The 15474-nt window shown below is 64.7% G+C and carries 19 protein-coding genes; 5 read left to right on the top strand and 14 right to left on the bottom strand.

Translation table 11 applies throughout. The annotated features are described in order from the left end of the window. Window positions 1-85: 85 nt before the first annotated feature. Genes ACX3OZ_RS05985 through ACX3OZ_RS05975 form a run of 3 tightly spaced genes read right to left on the bottom strand, consistent with a single transcriptional unit; the run spans window position 86 to window position 2124 of the window. A complete protein-coding gene (locus tag ACX3OZ_RS05985) occupies window positions 86-571 on the bottom strand; it encodes a YbaK/EbsC family protein (protein WP_459104022.1) in 486 nt (161 codons plus the stop codon). Between the two features lie 10 nt (window positions 572-581). Next, entirely contained in the window at window positions 582-1217 is a 636-nt protein-coding gene (locus ACX3OZ_RS05980; protein ID WP_459093849.1) for an MOSC domain-containing protein, read from the bottom strand. A gap of 4 nt (window positions 1218-1221) precedes the next feature. Next, window positions 1222-2124 (bottom strand): polyprenyl synthetase family protein, encoded by a 903-nt coding sequence (locus ACX3OZ_RS05975; protein WP_459093848.1) that lies wholly within the window; start codon window positions 2122-2124, stop codon window positions 1222-1224. An 88-nt stretch (window positions 2125-2212) separates the two neighbouring features. On the opposite strand from ACX3OZ_RS05975, the gene ACX3OZ_RS05970 reads away from it, so the two are divergent. Further along, the gene (locus ACX3OZ_RS05970) at window positions 2213-2920 is read left to right on the top strand and encodes a transglycosylase domain-containing protein (protein ID WP_459093847.1); all 708 of its coding nucleotides are present in this window, start codon (window positions 2213-2215) and stop codon (window positions 2918-2920) included. A gap of 2 nt (window positions 2921-2922) precedes the next feature. On the opposite strand, the gene ACX3OZ_RS05965 is transcribed toward ACX3OZ_RS05970, so the two are convergent. Further along, window positions 2923-3465, bottom strand: coding sequence for a gamma-glutamylcyclotransferase (locus ACX3OZ_RS05965; protein WP_459104021.1), 543 nt, complete (start codon window positions 3463-3465; stop codon window positions 2923-2925). A gap of 139 nt (window positions 3466-3604) precedes the next feature. Here ACX3OZ_RS05965 and ACX3OZ_RS05960 point away from each other — a divergent pair, with 139 nt between their 5' ends. Beyond that, window positions 3605-4576, top strand: coding sequence for a DUF2125 domain-containing protein (locus ACX3OZ_RS05960; protein WP_459093845.1), 972 nt, complete (start codon window positions 3605-3607; stop codon window positions 4574-4576). 163 nt (window positions 4577-4739) lie between these two features. Here the strand turns inward: ACX3OZ_RS05960 and ACX3OZ_RS05955 are convergent, their stop codons facing one another. The 3 genes from ACX3OZ_RS05955 to ACX3OZ_RS05945 form a co-directional block, all read right to left on the bottom strand. Then, on the bottom strand, window positions 4740-5711 hold the full coding sequence (locus ACX3OZ_RS05955; protein WP_459093844.1) for a prephenate/arogenate dehydrogenase family protein: 972 nt from the start codon (window positions 5709-5711) through the stop codon (window positions 4740-4742). After that, window positions 5708-6802 carry a pyridoxal phosphate-dependent aminotransferase gene (locus ACX3OZ_RS05950; protein ID WP_459104020.1) on the bottom strand — a complete coding sequence of 365 codons (1095 nt, stop codon included), beginning with the start codon at window positions 6800-6802 and terminating at the stop codon, window positions 5708-5710. Before ACX3OZ_RS05950 ends, ACX3OZ_RS05955 begins: the two co-directional genes overlap by 4 nt. A 364-nt stretch (window positions 6803-7166) precedes the next feature. Further along, a complete protein-coding gene (locus ACX3OZ_RS05945; RefSeq protein WP_459093842.1) occupies window positions 7167-7898 on the bottom strand; it encodes a class I SAM-dependent methyltransferase in 732 nt (243 codons plus the stop codon). 105 nt (window positions 7899-8003) lie between these two features. On the opposite strand from ACX3OZ_RS05945, the gene gloB reads away from it, so the two are divergent. The 3 genes from gloB (at window position 8004) to ACX3OZ_RS05930 (ending at window position 9712) form a co-directional block, all read left to right on the top strand. Beyond that, window positions 8004-8771: a hydroxyacylglutathione hydrolase gene (gene gloB, locus ACX3OZ_RS05940; RefSeq protein ID WP_459104019.1), complete on the top strand. Its 768-nt coding sequence runs from the start codon at window positions 8004-8006 to the stop codon at window positions 8769-8771. Between the two features lie 2 nt (window positions 8772-8773). Then, window positions 8774-9313, top strand: coding sequence for a GNAT family N-acetyltransferase (locus tag ACX3OZ_RS05935; protein WP_459104018.1), 540 nt, complete (start codon window positions 8774-8776; stop codon window positions 9311-9313). Between the two features lie 147 nt (window positions 9314-9460). Then, the gene (locus tag ACX3OZ_RS05930; RefSeq protein WP_459104017.1) at window positions 9461-9712 is read left to right on the top strand and encodes a hypothetical protein; all 252 of its coding nucleotides are present in this window, start codon (window positions 9461-9463) and stop codon (window positions 9710-9712) included. Window positions 9713-9730: 18 nt separating this feature from the next. On the opposite strand, the gene ACX3OZ_RS05925 is transcribed toward ACX3OZ_RS05930, so the two are convergent. The 7 genes from ACX3OZ_RS05925 to ftsE form a co-directional block, all read right to left on the bottom strand. Beyond that, window positions 9731-10186 carry a hypothetical protein gene (locus ACX3OZ_RS05925; protein ID WP_459104016.1) on the bottom strand — a complete coding sequence of 152 codons (456 nt, stop codon included), beginning with the start codon at window positions 10184-10186 and terminating at the stop codon, window positions 9731-9733. Between the two features lie 215 nt (window positions 10187-10401). Further along, a complete protein-coding gene (gene fumC / locus ACX3OZ_RS05920; protein WP_459104015.1) occupies window positions 10402-11802 on the bottom strand; it encodes a class II fumarate hydratase in 1401 nt (466 codons plus the stop codon). A gap of 118 nt (window positions 11803-11920) precedes the next feature. Then, window positions 11921-12100 carry a 50S ribosomal protein L32 gene (gene rpmF, locus ACX3OZ_RS05915; protein ID WP_459093836.1) on the bottom strand — a complete coding sequence of 60 codons (180 nt, stop codon included), beginning with the start codon at window positions 12098-12100 and terminating at the stop codon, window positions 11921-11923. Window positions 12101-12439: 339 nt separating this feature from the next. Next, window positions 12440-12784 carry a hypothetical protein gene (locus ACX3OZ_RS05910; protein WP_459104014.1) on the bottom strand — a complete coding sequence of 115 codons (345 nt, stop codon included), beginning with the start codon at window positions 12782-12784 and terminating at the stop codon, window positions 12440-12442. A 128-nt stretch (window positions 12785-12912) separates the two neighbouring features. Next, entirely contained in the window at window positions 12913-13722 is an 810-nt protein-coding gene (locus tag ACX3OZ_RS05905) for a lysophospholipid acyltransferase family protein (protein WP_459093834.1), read from the bottom strand. 156 nt (window positions 13723-13878) lie between these two features. Further along, a complete protein-coding gene (locus ACX3OZ_RS05900; protein WP_459093833.1) occupies window positions 13879-14808 on the bottom strand; it encodes a cell division protein FtsX in 930 nt (309 codons plus the stop codon). Beyond that, window positions 14801-15463, bottom strand: a complete 663-nt coding sequence (ftsE, locus tag ACX3OZ_RS05895) for a cell division ATP-binding protein FtsE (protein WP_459093832.1) — start codon at window positions 15461-15463, stop codon at window positions 14801-14803. The genes ACX3OZ_RS05900 and ftsE overlap by 8 nt, the downstream gene beginning before the upstream one ends. Between the last annotated feature and the right edge of the window lie 11 nt (window positions 15464-15474).

The following is a 15474-nucleotide window of genomic DNA, read 5'->3' as shown; positions in this document are numbered from 1 at the left end:
AGCCAAGCGGCTGTGCAGCTTAGCTAGGGTGGCGGTGCGGCGCGCACCAGTGAAGCTATCGTGATCGCGGCAATATGTCCTGCGGTCAGACCGAGGCTTCGACTTCGAGCGGCGGCACGCAGGCATCGACCCATTGGCCACCACACAATTCAGCCAGCCGCTCGACGTTCAGCCGCACCGAAGCATGGGTGTCGCCGCCGGCGGGGATCACCTCGGCGTAAACCTTGAGCGAGCTATCCAGGTAGATCGGCAGCGGCGCCGGCAGGCCGAAGGGGCAGACGCCGCCGACTTCGTGGCTGGTCAGGCGCAATACATCCTCGGCGCCGAGCATGCGCGGACGGCCGCCAAAGGCGGCCTTGGATTTGACGTTGTCGAGGCGAGCGTCGCCACGCGTCACCAGCAGGAATTCCTCGTCCTTGACGCGGATGCACAGCGTCTTGGCGATCTGGCCGGGTTCGACGCCATGCACCGCGGCGGCCAGTTGCACCGTGGCGGTGGAGGCGGTGGTGACTTCGACGATGAGGTCGGGGGCGCGGGCGGCGAGGTCGGCTTGAACGGATTGGAGGCTCATCTTGACGCTTTCAGAACAGGCGGGCGAGGCGGTTTTCGTAATCGGCGCGCATCAAATGATGCACCGGCGTGGTGAGGGCGCGGCGCATGAAATCGGGATCGATCTCGCGCACCCCATCCAGCGCCATCAATGCGGCGACGCTGATGCGTTCCCCGGCATAGGGATGATAGGCGACGTCCATGCCGCTGGCCACCGTGCCCGGCGTAATGACCCGGCAATAGGCGCCGGGGCGGCCGGCGCGATGGAAGCGCTTGGCCCAGAACTTGTCGCCCATGCGGGCGGAAAACACCGTGCAGGGCGTGCGGTGCGAGGTGACTTCGAGCACTACATCATGGATGGCGAAGCGGTCGCCGACCGCGACGTTGCGACCTTCGACGCCGGAAATGGTGAGGTTCTCGCCAAATAGGCCGGGCTCCATGGTCTGTCCCAGCTCACCGGCCCACCAGAAATAGTCATCGGCGAAATAGGCATAGATGGCCTGATCAACGCCGCCATGGTGGCGACGGTCGACAATGGCGTCATCCACGAGGCCTTGCGCGTCGATCTCGACCGGCCCGTCGACCGGGCGCTTGAAGATGCCGGTCAGCGCGGATTTGGCGGGGATCGGTTCGGCCTTGCCGCGATTGACGCTGAGCAGCGTGGCCACTTGCTCAATGCTCCCGGCTGGCAAAATAGCGGGCCGTGGCGCGCAGCCCATCGGCCTTGGGACCAAAGGTGCGCAGCGAGAGGACCGCCTCATTGACGATCTGGTCGAGCCGGGCGCGGGCGCCGTCGAGGCCCAATTGGCCAACCAAAGTCTGCTTGCCCTTGGCGGCATCCTTGCCGGTGGCCTTGCCCATGGCTTCAGGGGTGGCGGTGACGTCGAGAATGTCGTCGGCCAGCTGGAAAGCGCGGCCGGCGGCCTCGGCATAGGCGGTGAGAACCGACAGGGCCCGCGGCTCGGCACCGCCCAGAATGGCCCCCATGCGGACGCTGGCGCGGATCAGCGCGCCGGTCTTCATCGCCTGCATGGTGGAAATTTCATTGCCGGAAAAGCCGCCGCGCTCGCCCGCGATATCACGCATCTGCCCGCCCACCATGCCGCCGGCGCCGGAGCCGGCAACCAGTTCGGCCACCAGCGCCAGGCGCACGGCCGGATCGGGATGGCAGGCCGGATCGACCAGCATGCCAAAGGCGTGGGTGAGCAGGGCATCGCCGGCCAGGATGGCGGTAGCGTCGTCATAGGCCTTGTGCACCGTGGGGCGGCCGCGACGCAGATCGTCGTCATCCATCGCCGGCAGATCGTCATGGATCAGCGAATAACAGTGGATCATTTCCACCGCGAGACCGGCGGTCAGCGCGCCGACTGGGGCCGCGTTGAAAATGGCGGCGGCCTGCCGCACCAGCAGCGGCCGCAGCCGTTTGCCACCCTCAAGGCTGCCATGGCGCATGGCTGCAATCAGCCGCTCGTCGGCCGGGCCGGGGCCTGACAGGCGCGCAACAACAAGCTGGCGCTCCAGCGCGGTTTCCACAGCAGCAGCGCAATCGGCGATATCGGCAGCGAAATCATACATGACTCGTTGCTAGCCGGTCAGCCGCGCCGCTGCAAGCCGGGAGGAAGTGGCACTGGAAACTCCTTGTTTGCTCGGCTAAGGGGTGCCCATGGCACGACGCAGCACACTCAAGGGCATCTTGCGCTGGCTCGGCATCGCATTGGCGATTGCCGTGGCCATTCCGGCCCTGCTCACGCCGCTCTACCTGGTGGTCGATCCGATCTCGGTGCCGATGCTGGAGCGCTATGTCACGGGCCGTCCGGTGGATCGGCAGTGGCGCGATATCGCTGACATTTCCGACCGGCTCAAGGCGTCGGTTATCTTGTCCGAAGACGGCCAGTTCTGCCGGCATGGCGGCGTCGATATGGGGGCGCTGCGCGACGAAGTGCAGAAATTCATGGCGGGGGAGGAGGCGCGGGGGGCGTCGACCATCACCATGCAGGTGGCGCGGAACCTGTTTTTGTGGAATGGCCAAAGCGTCGTGCGCAAGGCGCTGGAGGTGCCGTTGGCGTTCTATATCGACCTGATCATGCCGAAAAAGCGGATCATGGAGATCTACCTCAATATCGCCGAATGGGGGCCGGAGGGGCAGTTTGGCGTGGCGGCGGGCGCCCACTATGCCTTTGGTATTGAACCACAAAACCTCAACTGGCGCACCGCGACGCTGCTGGTGACGGCGCTGCCCAATCCACTGCTGCGGCAGCCGGCGCGTCCATCAGCGGGGATGCAGCGCATTGCCCGGATCATCGAGGGGCGGGCGCTGCAATTTGGCGAGCGCGCTGCTTGTGTCGGCGAGAATGGGCAGCTGGCGCTATAGCGTCACGCCGCCGCTGGCTCGTCGCGTAGCAAATCGGCCAGCGCCATGAGCTGGCGGTCGCGAATGCCCAATTCGCGTAAGTGGCTGGCGGTGTTGAGGACGTAGTCGACATTGCGGCCCGACAGGCCGACGGCGACGCGGACCATGGCGAGTTGCTGGTCGAGGCTGAGATGGCCGGCAAACTGCTCGTGTCGCTCGTCGACGAGGAAGGCTAGGGCGCTGACGCTGCGGCCGCCGGCCAGATGCACCGGGCGCATGGCGTCGCGATAAACCGAAGTAACCTGTTCACGCGCCTGCAAATAATCGCGGACGGCCTGCCAGTCGGTATCGGCGACTTCGAACACCATGCCGCGGCAGGAGCCGCCGCGGGCCAGCCCGAACACCAGGCCCGGATGTTCCTCGGTGCCGCGATGGTGGTGGGAGACGATGGAGAGGCTGCGATGGGCGCCCCGGAGCAGGCCCTGCTGGGCGGAAAGGTGAGGGAAACCGGGGTTCCAGATCAGTGAGCCGTAGCCGAAAACCCAATGCGTCGCCGTGGTTTGCATCGCCATAACCTGAACAGAAAGCCGGGCAAGCCTGCCCGCACGCTGAATTGCAATAGAAGCCGGGCGATCCTAAGGCAGCGGGGATTTACCGCCGGTGAACGGGGTGCGCAGGCAAGCCGCTTTAGGTAAGAGTTTCGCCATGAAGAAACGAATCATTATTCTTGGCAGTGTCGTGTTGGCCGTGGTGGCGCTGTGGAGCGTGGCCTGGGTCGTGCTGGCGGGCATCGTCAAGACCAATATCGAGCTGCTCGCCGACGCCGATGGCATCACCACGCCGCGCATCACTTGTGAGACGCTGCATGTCGGCGGCTACCCATTCCGCTTCGATGCCGATTGCGTTGCGGCGCAGATCGTCAGCGGCGATGTGACGGTAGAGGTGCCCGGCATTCGCGCCAGCATTCTCGTTTACGCGCCGACCCATGTGCTGGCTTCGGCACAGGGGCCGCTGCAGCTGAGCGACAATTTTACCGGCACGCGCAATGGGTTAGACTGGTCGAGCCTGGAAGCCAGCGTCCGACTGAGCGACTGGCGCATCGCCCGTGCCTCGGTATCGGGCAAGGATGTGACCTGGTTCGACAACCTCATTGGCGAGTCGTTGATCGCCCAAAGCCCGCTGGTTGAGGCGCATCTGTTTGACATTCCCGAGCAGCATGATGGCGAGCGCGGGCTGGCCGCGCTGGCGCTTTTTGCACGGGCACAGAACGCGCAATGGCCGGGGCTGACGCTCAGCGATGCCACGGCCGAAGTGCAGCTGGAGCTGACCGGATTGCCCGATGATGTGCGCGTTTGGGACCAGCAAGCGCTGGCAGCAAACTGGCAAAGTTCTGGTGGTTTTCTTAAAGTCGTTTCGGTCCACGCCACCGACGCCGATGCCAGCCTCGACGCGCAGGGCGAATTGCGGCTCGATCCGCAGGGCATGCTCGATGGTCAGATCTCGGTGAAGTCGGTTGGTGTCGCTGAACGGCTCGGTCCGCTGCTCGAAGAGCCGTGGCGCACTCTGGTGCTGGGCACGCCGGCGGCCGATGGGTCGCACAGCAATCTGCTCAGCTTCCGCGCCGGCGCGGTGTTTTCGGGTCTGGTGCCGATCGCGGCTTTGGCGCCGCTGTTTTAGGGCGCCTCAGTAGGTCTCCCCTTCATTCGTCATTGCCGGGCTTGTCCCGGCAATCCATTCGCTCAGCGCGTGGAGTGGACCACCCGGATAAACCGGGTGGTGACGATGGGGAGGGGATCGAGATGGCCCTTCGGGCCACCTTCTCCCCTCAGGGAGAAGGGAGCTAAGCGTCGTCGCCGCCGCCGTGTTCGCGGATGAAGGGGGTTGGCGGGGCTGGTGGGGTTTCGAGTTCGCGGCCGAAATTGGCGGTGGCGGTTTCCTGGCCGGCCGAAATGATCGAGCGGCGGATGGCGCGGGTGCGGGTGAACATGGCTTCGAGCGCCGGGCCGTCGCCGGTGCGGACGGCGCGTTGCAGCACCGAGAGGTCTTCCGAAAAGCGACCGAGCATTTCGAGCACCGCGTCGCGATTGGTGAGGAAGACGTCGCGCCACATCACCGGGTCGGAGGCGGCGATGCGGGTGAAGTCGCGGAAGCCCGAAGCGGAGAACTTGATGACTTCGGACTGGGTGGCGGCTTCGAGATCGGCGACGGTGCCGACGATATTGTAGGCCACCAGATGCGGGATATGGCTGGTGATGGCCAGCACCATATCGTGGTGGCCCGCTTCCATGACTTCGACCTGGCTGCCCATGGCGCGCCAGAAGGCGGCCAGCTTTTCGGTCTGGGCGGCATCGACGTCGCCGGCTGGGGTCAGGACGCACCAGCGGCCGGCGAAGAGTTCGGCAAAGCCGGCGGAGGGGCCGGAATATTCGGTGCCGGCGATGGGGTGGCCGGGAATGAGGCTGACGCCAGCCGGCACCAAAGGCGCCAGCGTCTTGACCACGTGACCCTTGACCGAGCCGACATCGGAGAGGATGGCGCCCGGCTCCAGTGCCGGAGCGATGGCGCGCATGACGCTTTCATAGGCGCCGACGGGGGTGCAGATGATGACCAGATCGGCACCGCGCACCGCTTCAGCGGCGTCGAGCGTATAGATGTCGCCCAACCCCAGTTCGCGTGCTTCGTCCAGCGTCGCCTGCTGGCGGGTGGCGATGGAGATCACCTCCACCAGACCCTGCCGGCGCGCCGCCAGGGCGATGGAGGAACCGATCAGCCCGATACCGATCAGGGCCAGCTTGCGAAAATGCGCACTCATGAGATTTTGACCAATGCGTTGAGAATGCCGGCGACGCCGATCATGGCCTGTTCGGAGCCGATGGAAATGCGCAGGCCGTTGGTAATGCCATAGGACGGGCCGATTTCGCGGACGATCAACCCGCGCTCATACAGCGCCTCAAAGGCCTTGGCGGCGAGGGCGTCGTCGGGGAACAGCACCATGACGAAATTGGCCTGGCTGGGCAGCACATACATGGAGTTGGAATGCAGCTCGGCCGTCAGCCAATCGCGCCATTTGGCGTTATAGGTCTTGAGCTGGGCGGTGAATTCAACGTCGCGCGTTGCCGCCGCAGCGGCCAGCTGGGCCGGCAGATTGACGTTGAACGGGCCGCGAATGCGGTTGATGGCGTCAACGAGATGCGGCGGGCCGACCATCCAGCCGATGCGCGCCGCCGCCAGACCCATCTTGGAGAAGGTGCGGACCATGACGACGTTTTCGGCCTCGCCGACCAGATCGAGCCCCACCGAATAATCGGCGGCGGTGACATATTCGGCATAGGCGCTGTCGATCACCAGCAGGATATCGGGGCGCAGCCCGGCATGCAGGCGTCGCACTTCGGCGTCGCTGAGATAGGTGCCGGTGGGATTGTTGGGATTGGCCAGCCAGACGATTTTGGTCCGGGGCGTCACGGCCGCCAGCAGCGCATCGACATCGGCGGTGTAATTGGTCTCGGGGACCATGGTGATGGTCGCGCCGGTCGCCCGGGTGATGATGGGATAGACCGAAAAGCCGTAGCGGTTCATCAGCGCGTCGTCGCCGTCGCCCAGATAGGTCTGGCCCAACAGATGCAGCAGATCGTCCGAACCATTGCCGCAGACGATGCGCGCCGGGTCGATGGCATGCACTTCGCCCAGCGCCTCGCGCAGCAGGCGCGAGGAGCCCTCGGGATAGATTTCGAGGTGATCACCGACCGAGTGGAAGGCTGCGATGGCCTTGGGGCTGGCCCCGAGCGGGGATTCATTGGCGCTGAGCTTGACGGCCTGGCTTCCCGCCGCGCCGGCCTTGCCGGGCAGATAGGGCGCAATGTCGAGAATGCCGGGCTGCGGAACGGGTCGAATGGGATCGGACATGATGGGGTACGCTGGGCGGAAAAACCGCGCGGACCATAGTCAAACTGCGGGGGGAAGGCAAAGGGAAGTACGCTTGCACCCTGGATAAGGACCTCGGTGGGTTTGGCCCCACCCCACCCTCGTTCCCTCCCCATCGAGGGGAGGGAGGCGCTGGCTGAGGCGCCGGTGTTCATCGTCTCCCTCCCCCTTGTGGGGAGGGATCAAGGGTGGGGGTGTGGGGCGGGTTCGGCGGAGGGGGCGGGAGCTACTGTGATCGGGGCTAAACCACCCCTACCCTGGATTTCTGCTGGACGCAGAAATCCGGTCCCTCTCCCGCAAGGGGTGAGGGGGATGACTGCGGGGGCGGTGGGCGGCGGAGAGCTGGCTAGCTCTGTCGAGCTGTCGCGGTGCTCATGCCGGGGACGCGGACGAAGCGTTCTTCGCGTTTGCGGCGGGCGATGGCGGGGAAGGCTTCCTTGCGGGCGCGGACGCAGATGACGCCGCTCATGGCGGGGCCGAACAGGCGCCCGGCGCGTTCGAACAGGCGGGTGGATTTGAGCACCAGAGATGATTGAAACGGCGGCAGGAACAGGCCGTCGCGCCACAGCTCGGGGACGAAGCTGTGGTCACGCAGCAGCTTGTCGAGCTGGCCGCCGGAATAGGGATTGCCCGAGCCGAAGGGGGTGTTGTCGCGCTGCGCCCAGATGCCGCGGCGGCGCGGCACCACCAGCACCAGATGGCCGTTGGGCGCGGTGATGCGCCACAGTTCGCGCATCAGTTCCTCGTCGTCGGCGACGTGTTCGAGGGCATGGACGGCAATGGTCATGTCGATGGCGGCGTCGGTCAGCGGCATTTCCAGCGGATCGCACAGCACCGTGTGCGACGGGCCCTCGCGCGGCCAGGCTGAGGCCCCCTGGCGGCCCGGCATGAAGGCCAGCACGCGTTCGGCTGGCTCCAGCGCAAAGCGCAGATAGGGGGTGGCAAAGCCCAGCCCCAGCACGCGCTTGCCGCGCACATCGCCGGCAAGGCCAGTCACCTGTTCGCGCACCAGGGCGCGCGAAATGCGGCCCAGTGGCGATTTGTAATAGGTGATGAGGCGGGTGACATCGGCAGTCATGGCCCAACTCTGCCGCTTTCGCCCGGTCTTGTCCAACGGGGCGGTTGTTTTGTGCCCCTCGGCGGCCTAGCTATCAGCTTAATCTGATTATGAAGGAGTAGTGCCATGGGTCTGATCGTCGATGTGTTCCCCGCCCGGAGCGACAATTTCGGCTATCTGGTTCACGACACCGCCAGCGGCCGCACGGCGGCGATTGATGCGCCGGACGCCGCCGCGATCAAGACCGCGCTGGAGCATCGCGGCTGGACGCTGAGCGATATTTTCATCACCCACCACCATATCGACCATGTGGAGGCGATTCCGGCGCTGAAGGCCGAATTCGGCGCGCGTGTGGTCGGGCCACGGGCCGAGGCCGACAAGATCGACGGGCTTGATGAGCTGGTGGCCGGCGGCGAGACGGTGAGCCTGGGCGAGACAGTGTTCGACGTGTTTGACGCGCCGGGCCATACGCTGGGGCATATCGTGTTTCACGACAAGGTCGGCAAGCATCTGTTCACCGCCGACGCGCTGTTCTCGCTCGGCGTGGGCCGCATGTTTGAAGGCACGCCCGGGCCGATGTGGGACGGCGTCAAGGCGCTGCGCGAGTTGCCGGACGACACGCTGGTCTATTGCGGCCATGAATATACCGCCAGCAATGCCGCGTTTGCGCTGTCGATCGACCCAGACAATGTGGCGTTGCAGCAGCGCGCCGCCGAGGTTGAGGCACTGCGCAAGGCCGGCAAGGCCACCATCCCGTTCCCCCTCGGCCAGGACAAGGCGGCCAATCCGTTACTACGCGCCGACGATCCGGGCCTGGCGAAGCATTTTGGGCTGGAAGGCGCCAGCGCCGCCGAGGTGTTCGCCGCGATCCGCAAGGGCAAGGACAATTTCTAGCGATGTCCGCCGCGCTGATTTTCAAACCGGTCACGGATGAGACAGTCAGCGATTTCCAAAGCCTGTTCGGCGCGCCCGGTGCGCCGAGCTATTGCTGGTGCATGACCTGGCGGGCCAGCAGCGACGAACTCAAGGACACCAAGAGCCCCAGTCGCCAGCGGCAGATGCTGGGGCGGATCGCCGAGGGCGTGCCGGTGGGATTGCTGGCCTATCTGGCAGGCGTGCCGGTGGCCTGGGTGTCAGTGGCGCCCAAACAGAGTTTTCGCGGGCTGGGTGGCCCGGAGGACGATTTGCCGGTGTGGTCGCTGACCTGCATGTATGTCGCCAAGGCGCAGCGCAAGACCGGGCTCAGCGCCGCGCTGATCACGGCGGCGGCACAGCATGCCAAGGCGCAGGGCGCTGCCGTGCTGGAGGCCTATCCGGTCGCCCCCGATTCTCCGAGCTATCGCTTCATGGGTTTTGTGCCGGCCTTCGAGCGGCTGGGCTTTGCGCCGGTCGGGACGGCAGGAAAGCGCCGCCATGTGATGCGGCTGAGCCTGTGACGCGCTGGTCGATCCACAGCGCGATGGCATTATAGTTAACAAATGATTAGCATCTGGCACGCCGCTTGCCCCTAATAGGGGGTAAGGCCAGATGATTTGTCTCATATCGGGACGTGCTGGCCTGCTTTGGGACAAAGCGAGGCTGAGATGGCCGATAGTGAGACGATCCGGGCGGGACTGCCGATGCGGCTGGAAGCGGCACGGCCACGGCCGTCATTGCTGCGCAGTGCGCCGATGGCGGCATTTGTCAGTCAGCTGCTGGCCGAGCGGGATGTGTTGCCGCCGCAGCGGGCGCGGCGGCGGGGCAGTGCCGAGGGGGCGATCGGCGCTTATGCCGCTGGGGCCAGGATCGCGGTCAAGCGGCTGCCGGCGGGCTATCGCACGAGTATTGTGGCTTAGGGGCGGAGCGCCCCCGCCCTAGTTCATCGAGACGTCGCGCTGGGCGCTGGTGATGGAGACGGTGAAGCCGGCGACGACGTCGATCAGGCTCATCACCATCAGCAGGAAAAACACCGAGCTGGCGGCCGAGCCGACCAGCAGGAACTCCACCAGCATCACCACGAAAATCGCCATCGACAGCATGTGCTCGACGATGGAAGCGCGGTTGCTGCGGGTGGATTTCAGCACTTCGAAGAACAGGCAGACAATGCCGACGACCAGCAGGAAATCGCCGGCGCTGATGTGCCAGGGCGTGCCCGAGGGCATGGGCAGAGCGAACATGCCCGCCGCCCAATTGAGCGGATTGCCGGCAAAAATCGTGAACACGATCAGATTATAGGCCAGGAACGGAAACACCAGCAGCGGCGGGATGAACCGGCCGGGGCGGGTGGGTTGCTGGCGGCCATTGGAGGGAATGTAAACGGTCTCGGTCATGGCGGGCTCTCCAAAGGGGCGGAGCGCACAATGCCAGAGGTGATGGCGGGCGGGAAGGGCTTGTAACGGGTCGCATCCACTGCGCGACACCTCCCTCTTGACGGGGGAGGCTGGGAGGGGGTGCGCGAGCCCCGATATGGGGCCAGCCGACCCCCACCCTTGATCCCTCCCCGCAAGGGGGAGGGTGTCGACTGAGAGCCTGGCGTTCTCGGAGATCAGCTTTTGAGCTTGAGCGGGCCGACCATTTGTTCGGGTTTGACTTCGGCGTCGAATTCTTCGCCGGTGAGCAGGCCGAGGGCGATGGCTTCTTCGCGCAGAGTGGTGCCGTTCTTGTGGGCGGTCTTGGCGATCTTGGCGGCGTTGTCGTAGCCGATCTTGCGGTTGAGCGCGGTGACCAGCATCAGCGACTGTTCCAGCAGCTGGGCGATGCGGGTGCGGTCGGGCTCGATGCCGATGGCGCAATGATCGTTGAAGGATTTTGCGCTGTCAGCGAGCAGGCGGATGGACTGCAGAATGTTGTAGGCGATGACGGGCTTGAACACGTTCAGCTCGAAATTGCCCTGGCTGGCGGCGAAACCAATGGTGGCGTCATTGCCCATCACCTGGGTCACCACCATGGTCATGGCTTCGGACTGGGTCGGATTGACCTTGCCCGGCATGATCGAGGAGCCGGGTTCGTTTTCGGGAATGGTGATTTCGCCGAGGCCTGAGCGGGGGCCGGAGGCCAGCCAGCGCACGTCATTGGCGACTTTCATGAAGGCGGCGGCGAGCTGCTTGAGGCCGCCCGAAGTGCCGACAAAGGCATCGTGGCCGGCCAGCAGGGCAAACTTGTTGGCGCCGGTGATGAAATCGTGGCCGGTGAGGCTAGCGATCTCGGCGGCGACGGTCACGGCATAATCGGGGTGAGCGTTGAGCCCGGTGCCGACGGCGGTGCCGCCCAGTGCCAGCTCCTTGAGCTGGGGCAGGGTGACCTTGACGGCAGCCAGGCCATGATCGATCTGGGCGACCCAGCCGCTGATCTCCTGGCCCAGGGTCACCGGGGTGGCATCCTGCAGATGGGTGCGGCCGATCTTGACCACATCCATGAATTCCTCGGCCTTGGCGGCGAGGGTGTCGCGCAGCAGGGTGACGCGGGGGATCAGGTAATTCTCGATCGCCTCGACGGCGGCGATATGCATGGCCGTCGGATAGGTGTCGTTGGACGACTGGCTCATATTGACGTGGTCATTGGGGTGGACGGGCTTTTTGGAGCCCATGACGCCACCGGCCATTTCGATGCCGCGATTGGAGATGACTTCGTTGACGTTCATGTTGGACTGGGTGCCCGAACCGGTCTGCCACACCACCAGCGGGAAGTGGTCGGCCAGCTTGCCTTCAATCACCTCGTCGGCGGCGGAAATGATCAGGTCGCGGGTGGTGACGTCGAGCAGGCCGAGCTTGTGGTTGGCCAGCGCCGCGGCTTTCTTCAGCACGCCAAAGGCGGTGATGATTTCGCGGGGCATCTTCTCGCCGCCAATGTCGAAATTGGCGAGGCTGCGGGCCGTTTGCGCGCCGTAATATTTATCGGCAGGAACCTCGATGGTGCCCATCGTGTCCGACTCAACGCGCATGCTCATGGCTTAACTCCGGTTTAGGCCGCTCTTTCCGGCGGCAGACATAGCAAAACGGCCGACCCAGTGAAGGGTCGGCCGTCGGCATATCAGAAACGGACGCAAGGCGCGCCTCGTCTTTGGTTTACTTCCGAGCGTCGAGAATCTGACGACCGCGATACATGCCGGTCTTCAGGTCGACGTGGTGCGGACGGCGCAGCTCGCCCGAATCCTTGTCTTCGACATAGGCCGGGGCGGAGAGGGCGTCGGCCGAACGGCGGAAGCCGCGCTTCATCGGCGAGGTCTTGCGTTTTGGCACTGCCATGGTCGGTACTCCGAATTCAATATCGTTGTGCCGCCAAAGCGGCCCAGAGAGTTCATCTCTGAAAGGGGTTGATCGGCTCTATAGAGCAAGCTGGAAGGCTTGGCTAGGGGGATTTGCAAGAGTCTGCGTGTCGGATTGCGTTGCTCTCGTAGTCGACACCCTCCCCCTCGCGGGGAGGGATCAAGGGTGGGGGGCTCCCGGGCACCGGACTCGCGGAAAGATACCCCCACCCGGCTCGATTTACGGACTTAGCGAAGGGCTAAGTCCTATCTCGCTGTCCCTCCCCGCAAGGGGGAGGGTGGGGGCTGGTGGCTCTCCCTACGAAAGGCCAAATGCGGCCTAGGCCGCCTGTACGCCGGGCAGGGGCTCGGCGCCTTCGAGGTCCCAGATGGTGGAGAGGCGCTCGGCGGCGGCGCCGGGGGCGAGCACGCGGAAGGCGCGATCGGCGCAATCGAGCGCCAGCCGGAAGCGGGTGCGGCTCATCGGATCATTGACCAGCTCGGTGGTCGAGCCGACCCAGAGCACATGACTGCCCTTGGCGATGAGGAACAGATTGTCCTCACCCAGCACGAAATGTTCGAAGTTTTCGCTGATCAGCCCATAGGCGCGACCGGAGCGGCCTTGCCAGCTGCTGTGGCGGCCAAAACCGTGGGTCAGGACATTGCTCTCGACAGTTTTGGCCATTTACGCCATCCCCACAGCGATCGTCGAATTGGAACAAAGGTAGAACAAAACACCAAGCACGTCAAGCGGCTCCATGCTTGATTACTACATCTATGTTCGCGTTCGTCCGAATCGTCAATATGTAGTGGTTATGGGGCGTCGGCGGCCGCTTGCTTGAGAGCGTCGAGGCGGGCGCGCAGCTTGGGATCGAGGGGGCGGGAGAGACCATGTTCAGCAGCCTTGAGAATCAAGGCATCTGATTCGGACTCGATGGCTTTTTTGAGTCGCTCCTGAAACACGTCGGCCGAGAGCCCGGCTTCGATCGGCGGCAGGAATTTGGCTTCGGCAGTGCCCGGCCAGATCAGCAGGCTGTTGCGGCCCCAGAACAGGCCCGAGTTCAGCGCCACCGGCACCACCGGCACCTTGAGCTCGAGATAGAGCCGGACGATGCCCTGCCGGTAGTCGGCGGGGGCGAGCGGCGCCTTGCGGGTGCCTTCGGGGAAGATGACGATGCGGCAGCCGCGGGCGATGGCGGCATGGGCCTGCGCCATCATCAAGGGAATGGCTTCGGCGCCGCGCTTGCGATCGACTTCGATACAATCGAGCGAGCGCGCCGCCGGACCGAAGAAGGGGATCTGCATCAGTTCTTTTTTGACGATATAGGCCGGCCTGCCCGTGTGCGGGAAAATCGAGAACACATCCCAGTCGCTCTGGTGCTTGGCGGCGATGATGCAGCCGCCCTCGGGAATGTTTTCCATGCCGCTGACCTGGGTTTTCACCCCGGTAAAAAAGCGCAGATAGGCCAAATTGGAGCGGCACCAGAATTTGGCGATGGCCCAGCTGGCCGGGGTACGGCCGCGGAACATGGCGATGGTGCCGATGGTGATAGCGACCAGCGCGGTCTGGCCGATAAAGACGAAATAGAACAGCGCCGAGCGCACTGCCTGCACGATAGCCATCAGCCTCTCCTACGGCGTGGGGCCGTTTTGAGCGTCATAACGGGCAAACGCCGGCTTGGCGAGGGCGTTCCATGGGCTATGTCGGCCCCGATGCTGTCCCCTCCCCTCAAGGGGGAGGGAGCACATTGGGGCTCCCCAACATTGAGGTCGCTATGCCTACGACGTCTCGGCCAGGAAGCGGCGGACGGTGACGCGGGAGGTGATGGCGGTGAGGGCGGCGATGACCGGGACGACGGCGATGATGCCGATCATGCCGTCAATGCCGAGGGCGAAACGTCCGAACAGCACGCCGACCTGCGCGCCGGCTTCGCTCGACAGCATATTGCCGGCGGCGGTGCCGATCAGGGCGAAGAACAGCAAGGCGGCCACGGTGCCGAGCAAGCCGCCCTGCAGGCCGATGGAGAGGAACCGGCCCTGGAATTCGCCGGCGATGAATTTGTTGGAGGCGCCGATATAATGCAGTACATCGACGATTTCGCGGTTGGTGGCCATGGCGCCACGGGTAGCGAAGACGATGGCCAGCACCGTGGCAGCGCCGATCAGAATCAGCACCAGCAGGCCCGAGAGTACGATGGTGCCGGCCATGGTGTTGAGCTGCTGCCGCCAGGCGGCGTGGGTGTCCAGACTTGCCCCCTTGATGGCGCCGAGATTGCGCTCCAGCCCTTCGATATCGGCATCAACCGGATCGGCCAGCTGCACCACGACGAGGCGGGGAATTTCGATGGCGGTGAGATCGAGCCCGGCGCCGAGCCAGGGGGCGAGCAATTGCTCGCTTTCGGCCAGGGTCAGCGCCCGCGCCGAGGCGATGCCGGGGGTGGATTCGGCCAGCGACACGGCGGTGCGCAGATTGGATTCCATCACCTCGCCCGAGACCGGGCGGATCTGGATGGTGACTTCGCGGCCGACATCGGACGACCAGGCAATGGCTGATTTCTGCACCAGCACCACCCCGCCCAAAGTAACGGCGGACAGAAAGCCCATAATGGTGATCAGCAGCAGCAAAGTGCGCCCAGCCACGCTTTTTTCGGGGACGATGGGGGCGGCGCCGCGACGGCTCGGCAGGACGGTCAGGATACGCTCAATCATGGATCACCAGCTCGCCCTTGCTGAGCAGCATGCGCGGATAGCTGAACTGGTCCAGCAGCGGCAGTTCGTGGGTCGCCAGAATGATGGTCATGCCCAGCGTGCGGTTGAGTTCGGCAAACAGATGCACCAGCCGGCTCGACAGGTCCGGATCGACATTGCCGGTGGGCTCGTCGGCCAGCAGCACTTTGGGCCGGGCAATGACGGCGCGGGCAATGGCGGCGCGTTGTTTTTCGCCGCCCGAGAGCAGCGACGGCAGCGCATTCATGCGCTCGCCCAGCCCCACCCATTCGAGCAGTTCGGTGACATTGGGGCGGTATTCGCTTTCGGGCTGGCCCAGCACGCGCAGCGGCAGGGCCACATTTTCAAAGGTGGTCAAATGGTCGAGCAGGCGAAATTCCTGAAACACGATGCCGATATGGCGGCGCATCTGCAGCAGGCGGTCCTGGCTGAGATGGCTGACATCCTCGCCGAACATGGTGACGCGGCCGCGCGACGGCTTCAGCGACAGCAGCAATAGCCGCAGCAGGCTGGTCTTGCCGGCGCCGGAAGGGCCGGTGAGAAAATGAAACGAGCCCGGCTCGACCGAAAAACTCAGGTCCCGCAGAATCTCCGGACCATTGCCGTAGCGCAGCCCGACATTGGAAAACTCGATCAAGAACAGAGGCT

It is taken from the genome of Devosia sp. A369 (assembly GCF_054489345.1).
Note: the sequence above shows the minus strand (reverse complement) of the source record. Positions and strands in the feature narration are given on the sequence as shown.

Bases quoted from the DNA above. Each gene is read 5' to 3' on its own strand.
- ACX3OZ_RS05985 (WP_459104022.1), bottom strand. From the start codon at position 571: ATGAGCCTCCAATCCGTTCAAGCCGACCTCGCCGCCCGCGCCCCCGAC.
- ACX3OZ_RS05975 (WP_459093848.1), bottom strand. From the start codon at position 2,124: ATGTATGATTTCGCTGCCGATATCGCCGATTGCGCTGCTGCTGTGGAA.
- ACX3OZ_RS05970 (WP_459093847.1), top strand. From the start codon at position 2,213: ATGGCACGACGCAGCACACTCAAGGGCATCTTGCGCTGGCTCGGCATC.
- ACX3OZ_RS05965 (WP_459104021.1), bottom strand. From the start codon at position 3,465: ATGCAAACCACGGCGACGCATTGGGTTTTCGGCTACGGCTCACTGATC.
- ACX3OZ_RS05960 (WP_459093845.1), top strand. From the start codon at position 3,605: ATGAAGAAACGAATCATTATTCTTGGCAGTGTCGTGTTGGCCGTGGTG.
- ACX3OZ_RS05955 (WP_459093844.1), bottom strand. From the start codon at position 5,711: ATGAGTGCGCATTTTCGCAAGCTGGCCCTGATCGGTATCGGGCTGATC.
- ACX3OZ_RS05950 (WP_459104020.1), bottom strand. From the start codon at position 6,802: ATGTCCGATCCCATTCGACCCGTTCCGCAGCCCGGCATTCTCGACATT.
- ACX3OZ_RS05945 (WP_459093842.1), bottom strand. From the start codon at position 7,898: ATGACTGCCGATGTCACCCGCCTCATCACCTATTACAAATCGCCACTG.
- gloB (WP_459104019.1), top strand. From the start codon at position 8,004: ATGGGTCTGATCGTCGATGTGTTCCCCGCCCGGAGCGACAATTTCGGC.
- ACX3OZ_RS05935 (WP_459104018.1), top strand. From the start codon at position 8,774: ATGTCCGCCGCGCTGATTTTCAAACCGGTCACGGATGAGACAGTCAGC.
- ACX3OZ_RS05930 (WP_459104017.1), top strand. From the start codon at position 9,461: ATGGCCGATAGTGAGACGATCCGGGCGGGACTGCCGATGCGGCTGGAA.
- ACX3OZ_RS05925 (WP_459104016.1), bottom strand. From the start codon at position 10,186: ATGACCGAGACCGTTTACATTCCCTCCAATGGCCGCCAGCAACCCACC.
- fumC (WP_459104015.1), bottom strand. From the start codon at position 11,802: ATGAGCATGCGCGTTGAGTCGGACACGATGGGCACCATCGAGGTTCCT.
- rpmF (WP_459093836.1), bottom strand. From the start codon at position 12,100: ATGGCAGTGCCAAAACGCAAGACCTCGCCGATGAAGCGCGGCTTCCGC.
- ACX3OZ_RS05910 (WP_459104014.1), bottom strand. From the start codon at position 12,784: ATGGCCAAAACTGTCGAGAGCAATGTCCTGACCCACGGTTTTGGCCGC.
- ACX3OZ_RS05905 (WP_459093834.1), bottom strand. From the start codon at position 13,722: ATGGCTATCGTGCAGGCAGTGCGCTCGGCGCTGTTCTATTTCGTCTTT.
- ACX3OZ_RS05900 (WP_459093833.1), bottom strand. From the start codon at position 14,808: ATGATTGAGCGTATCCTGACCGTCCTGCCGAGCCGTCGCGGCGCCGCC.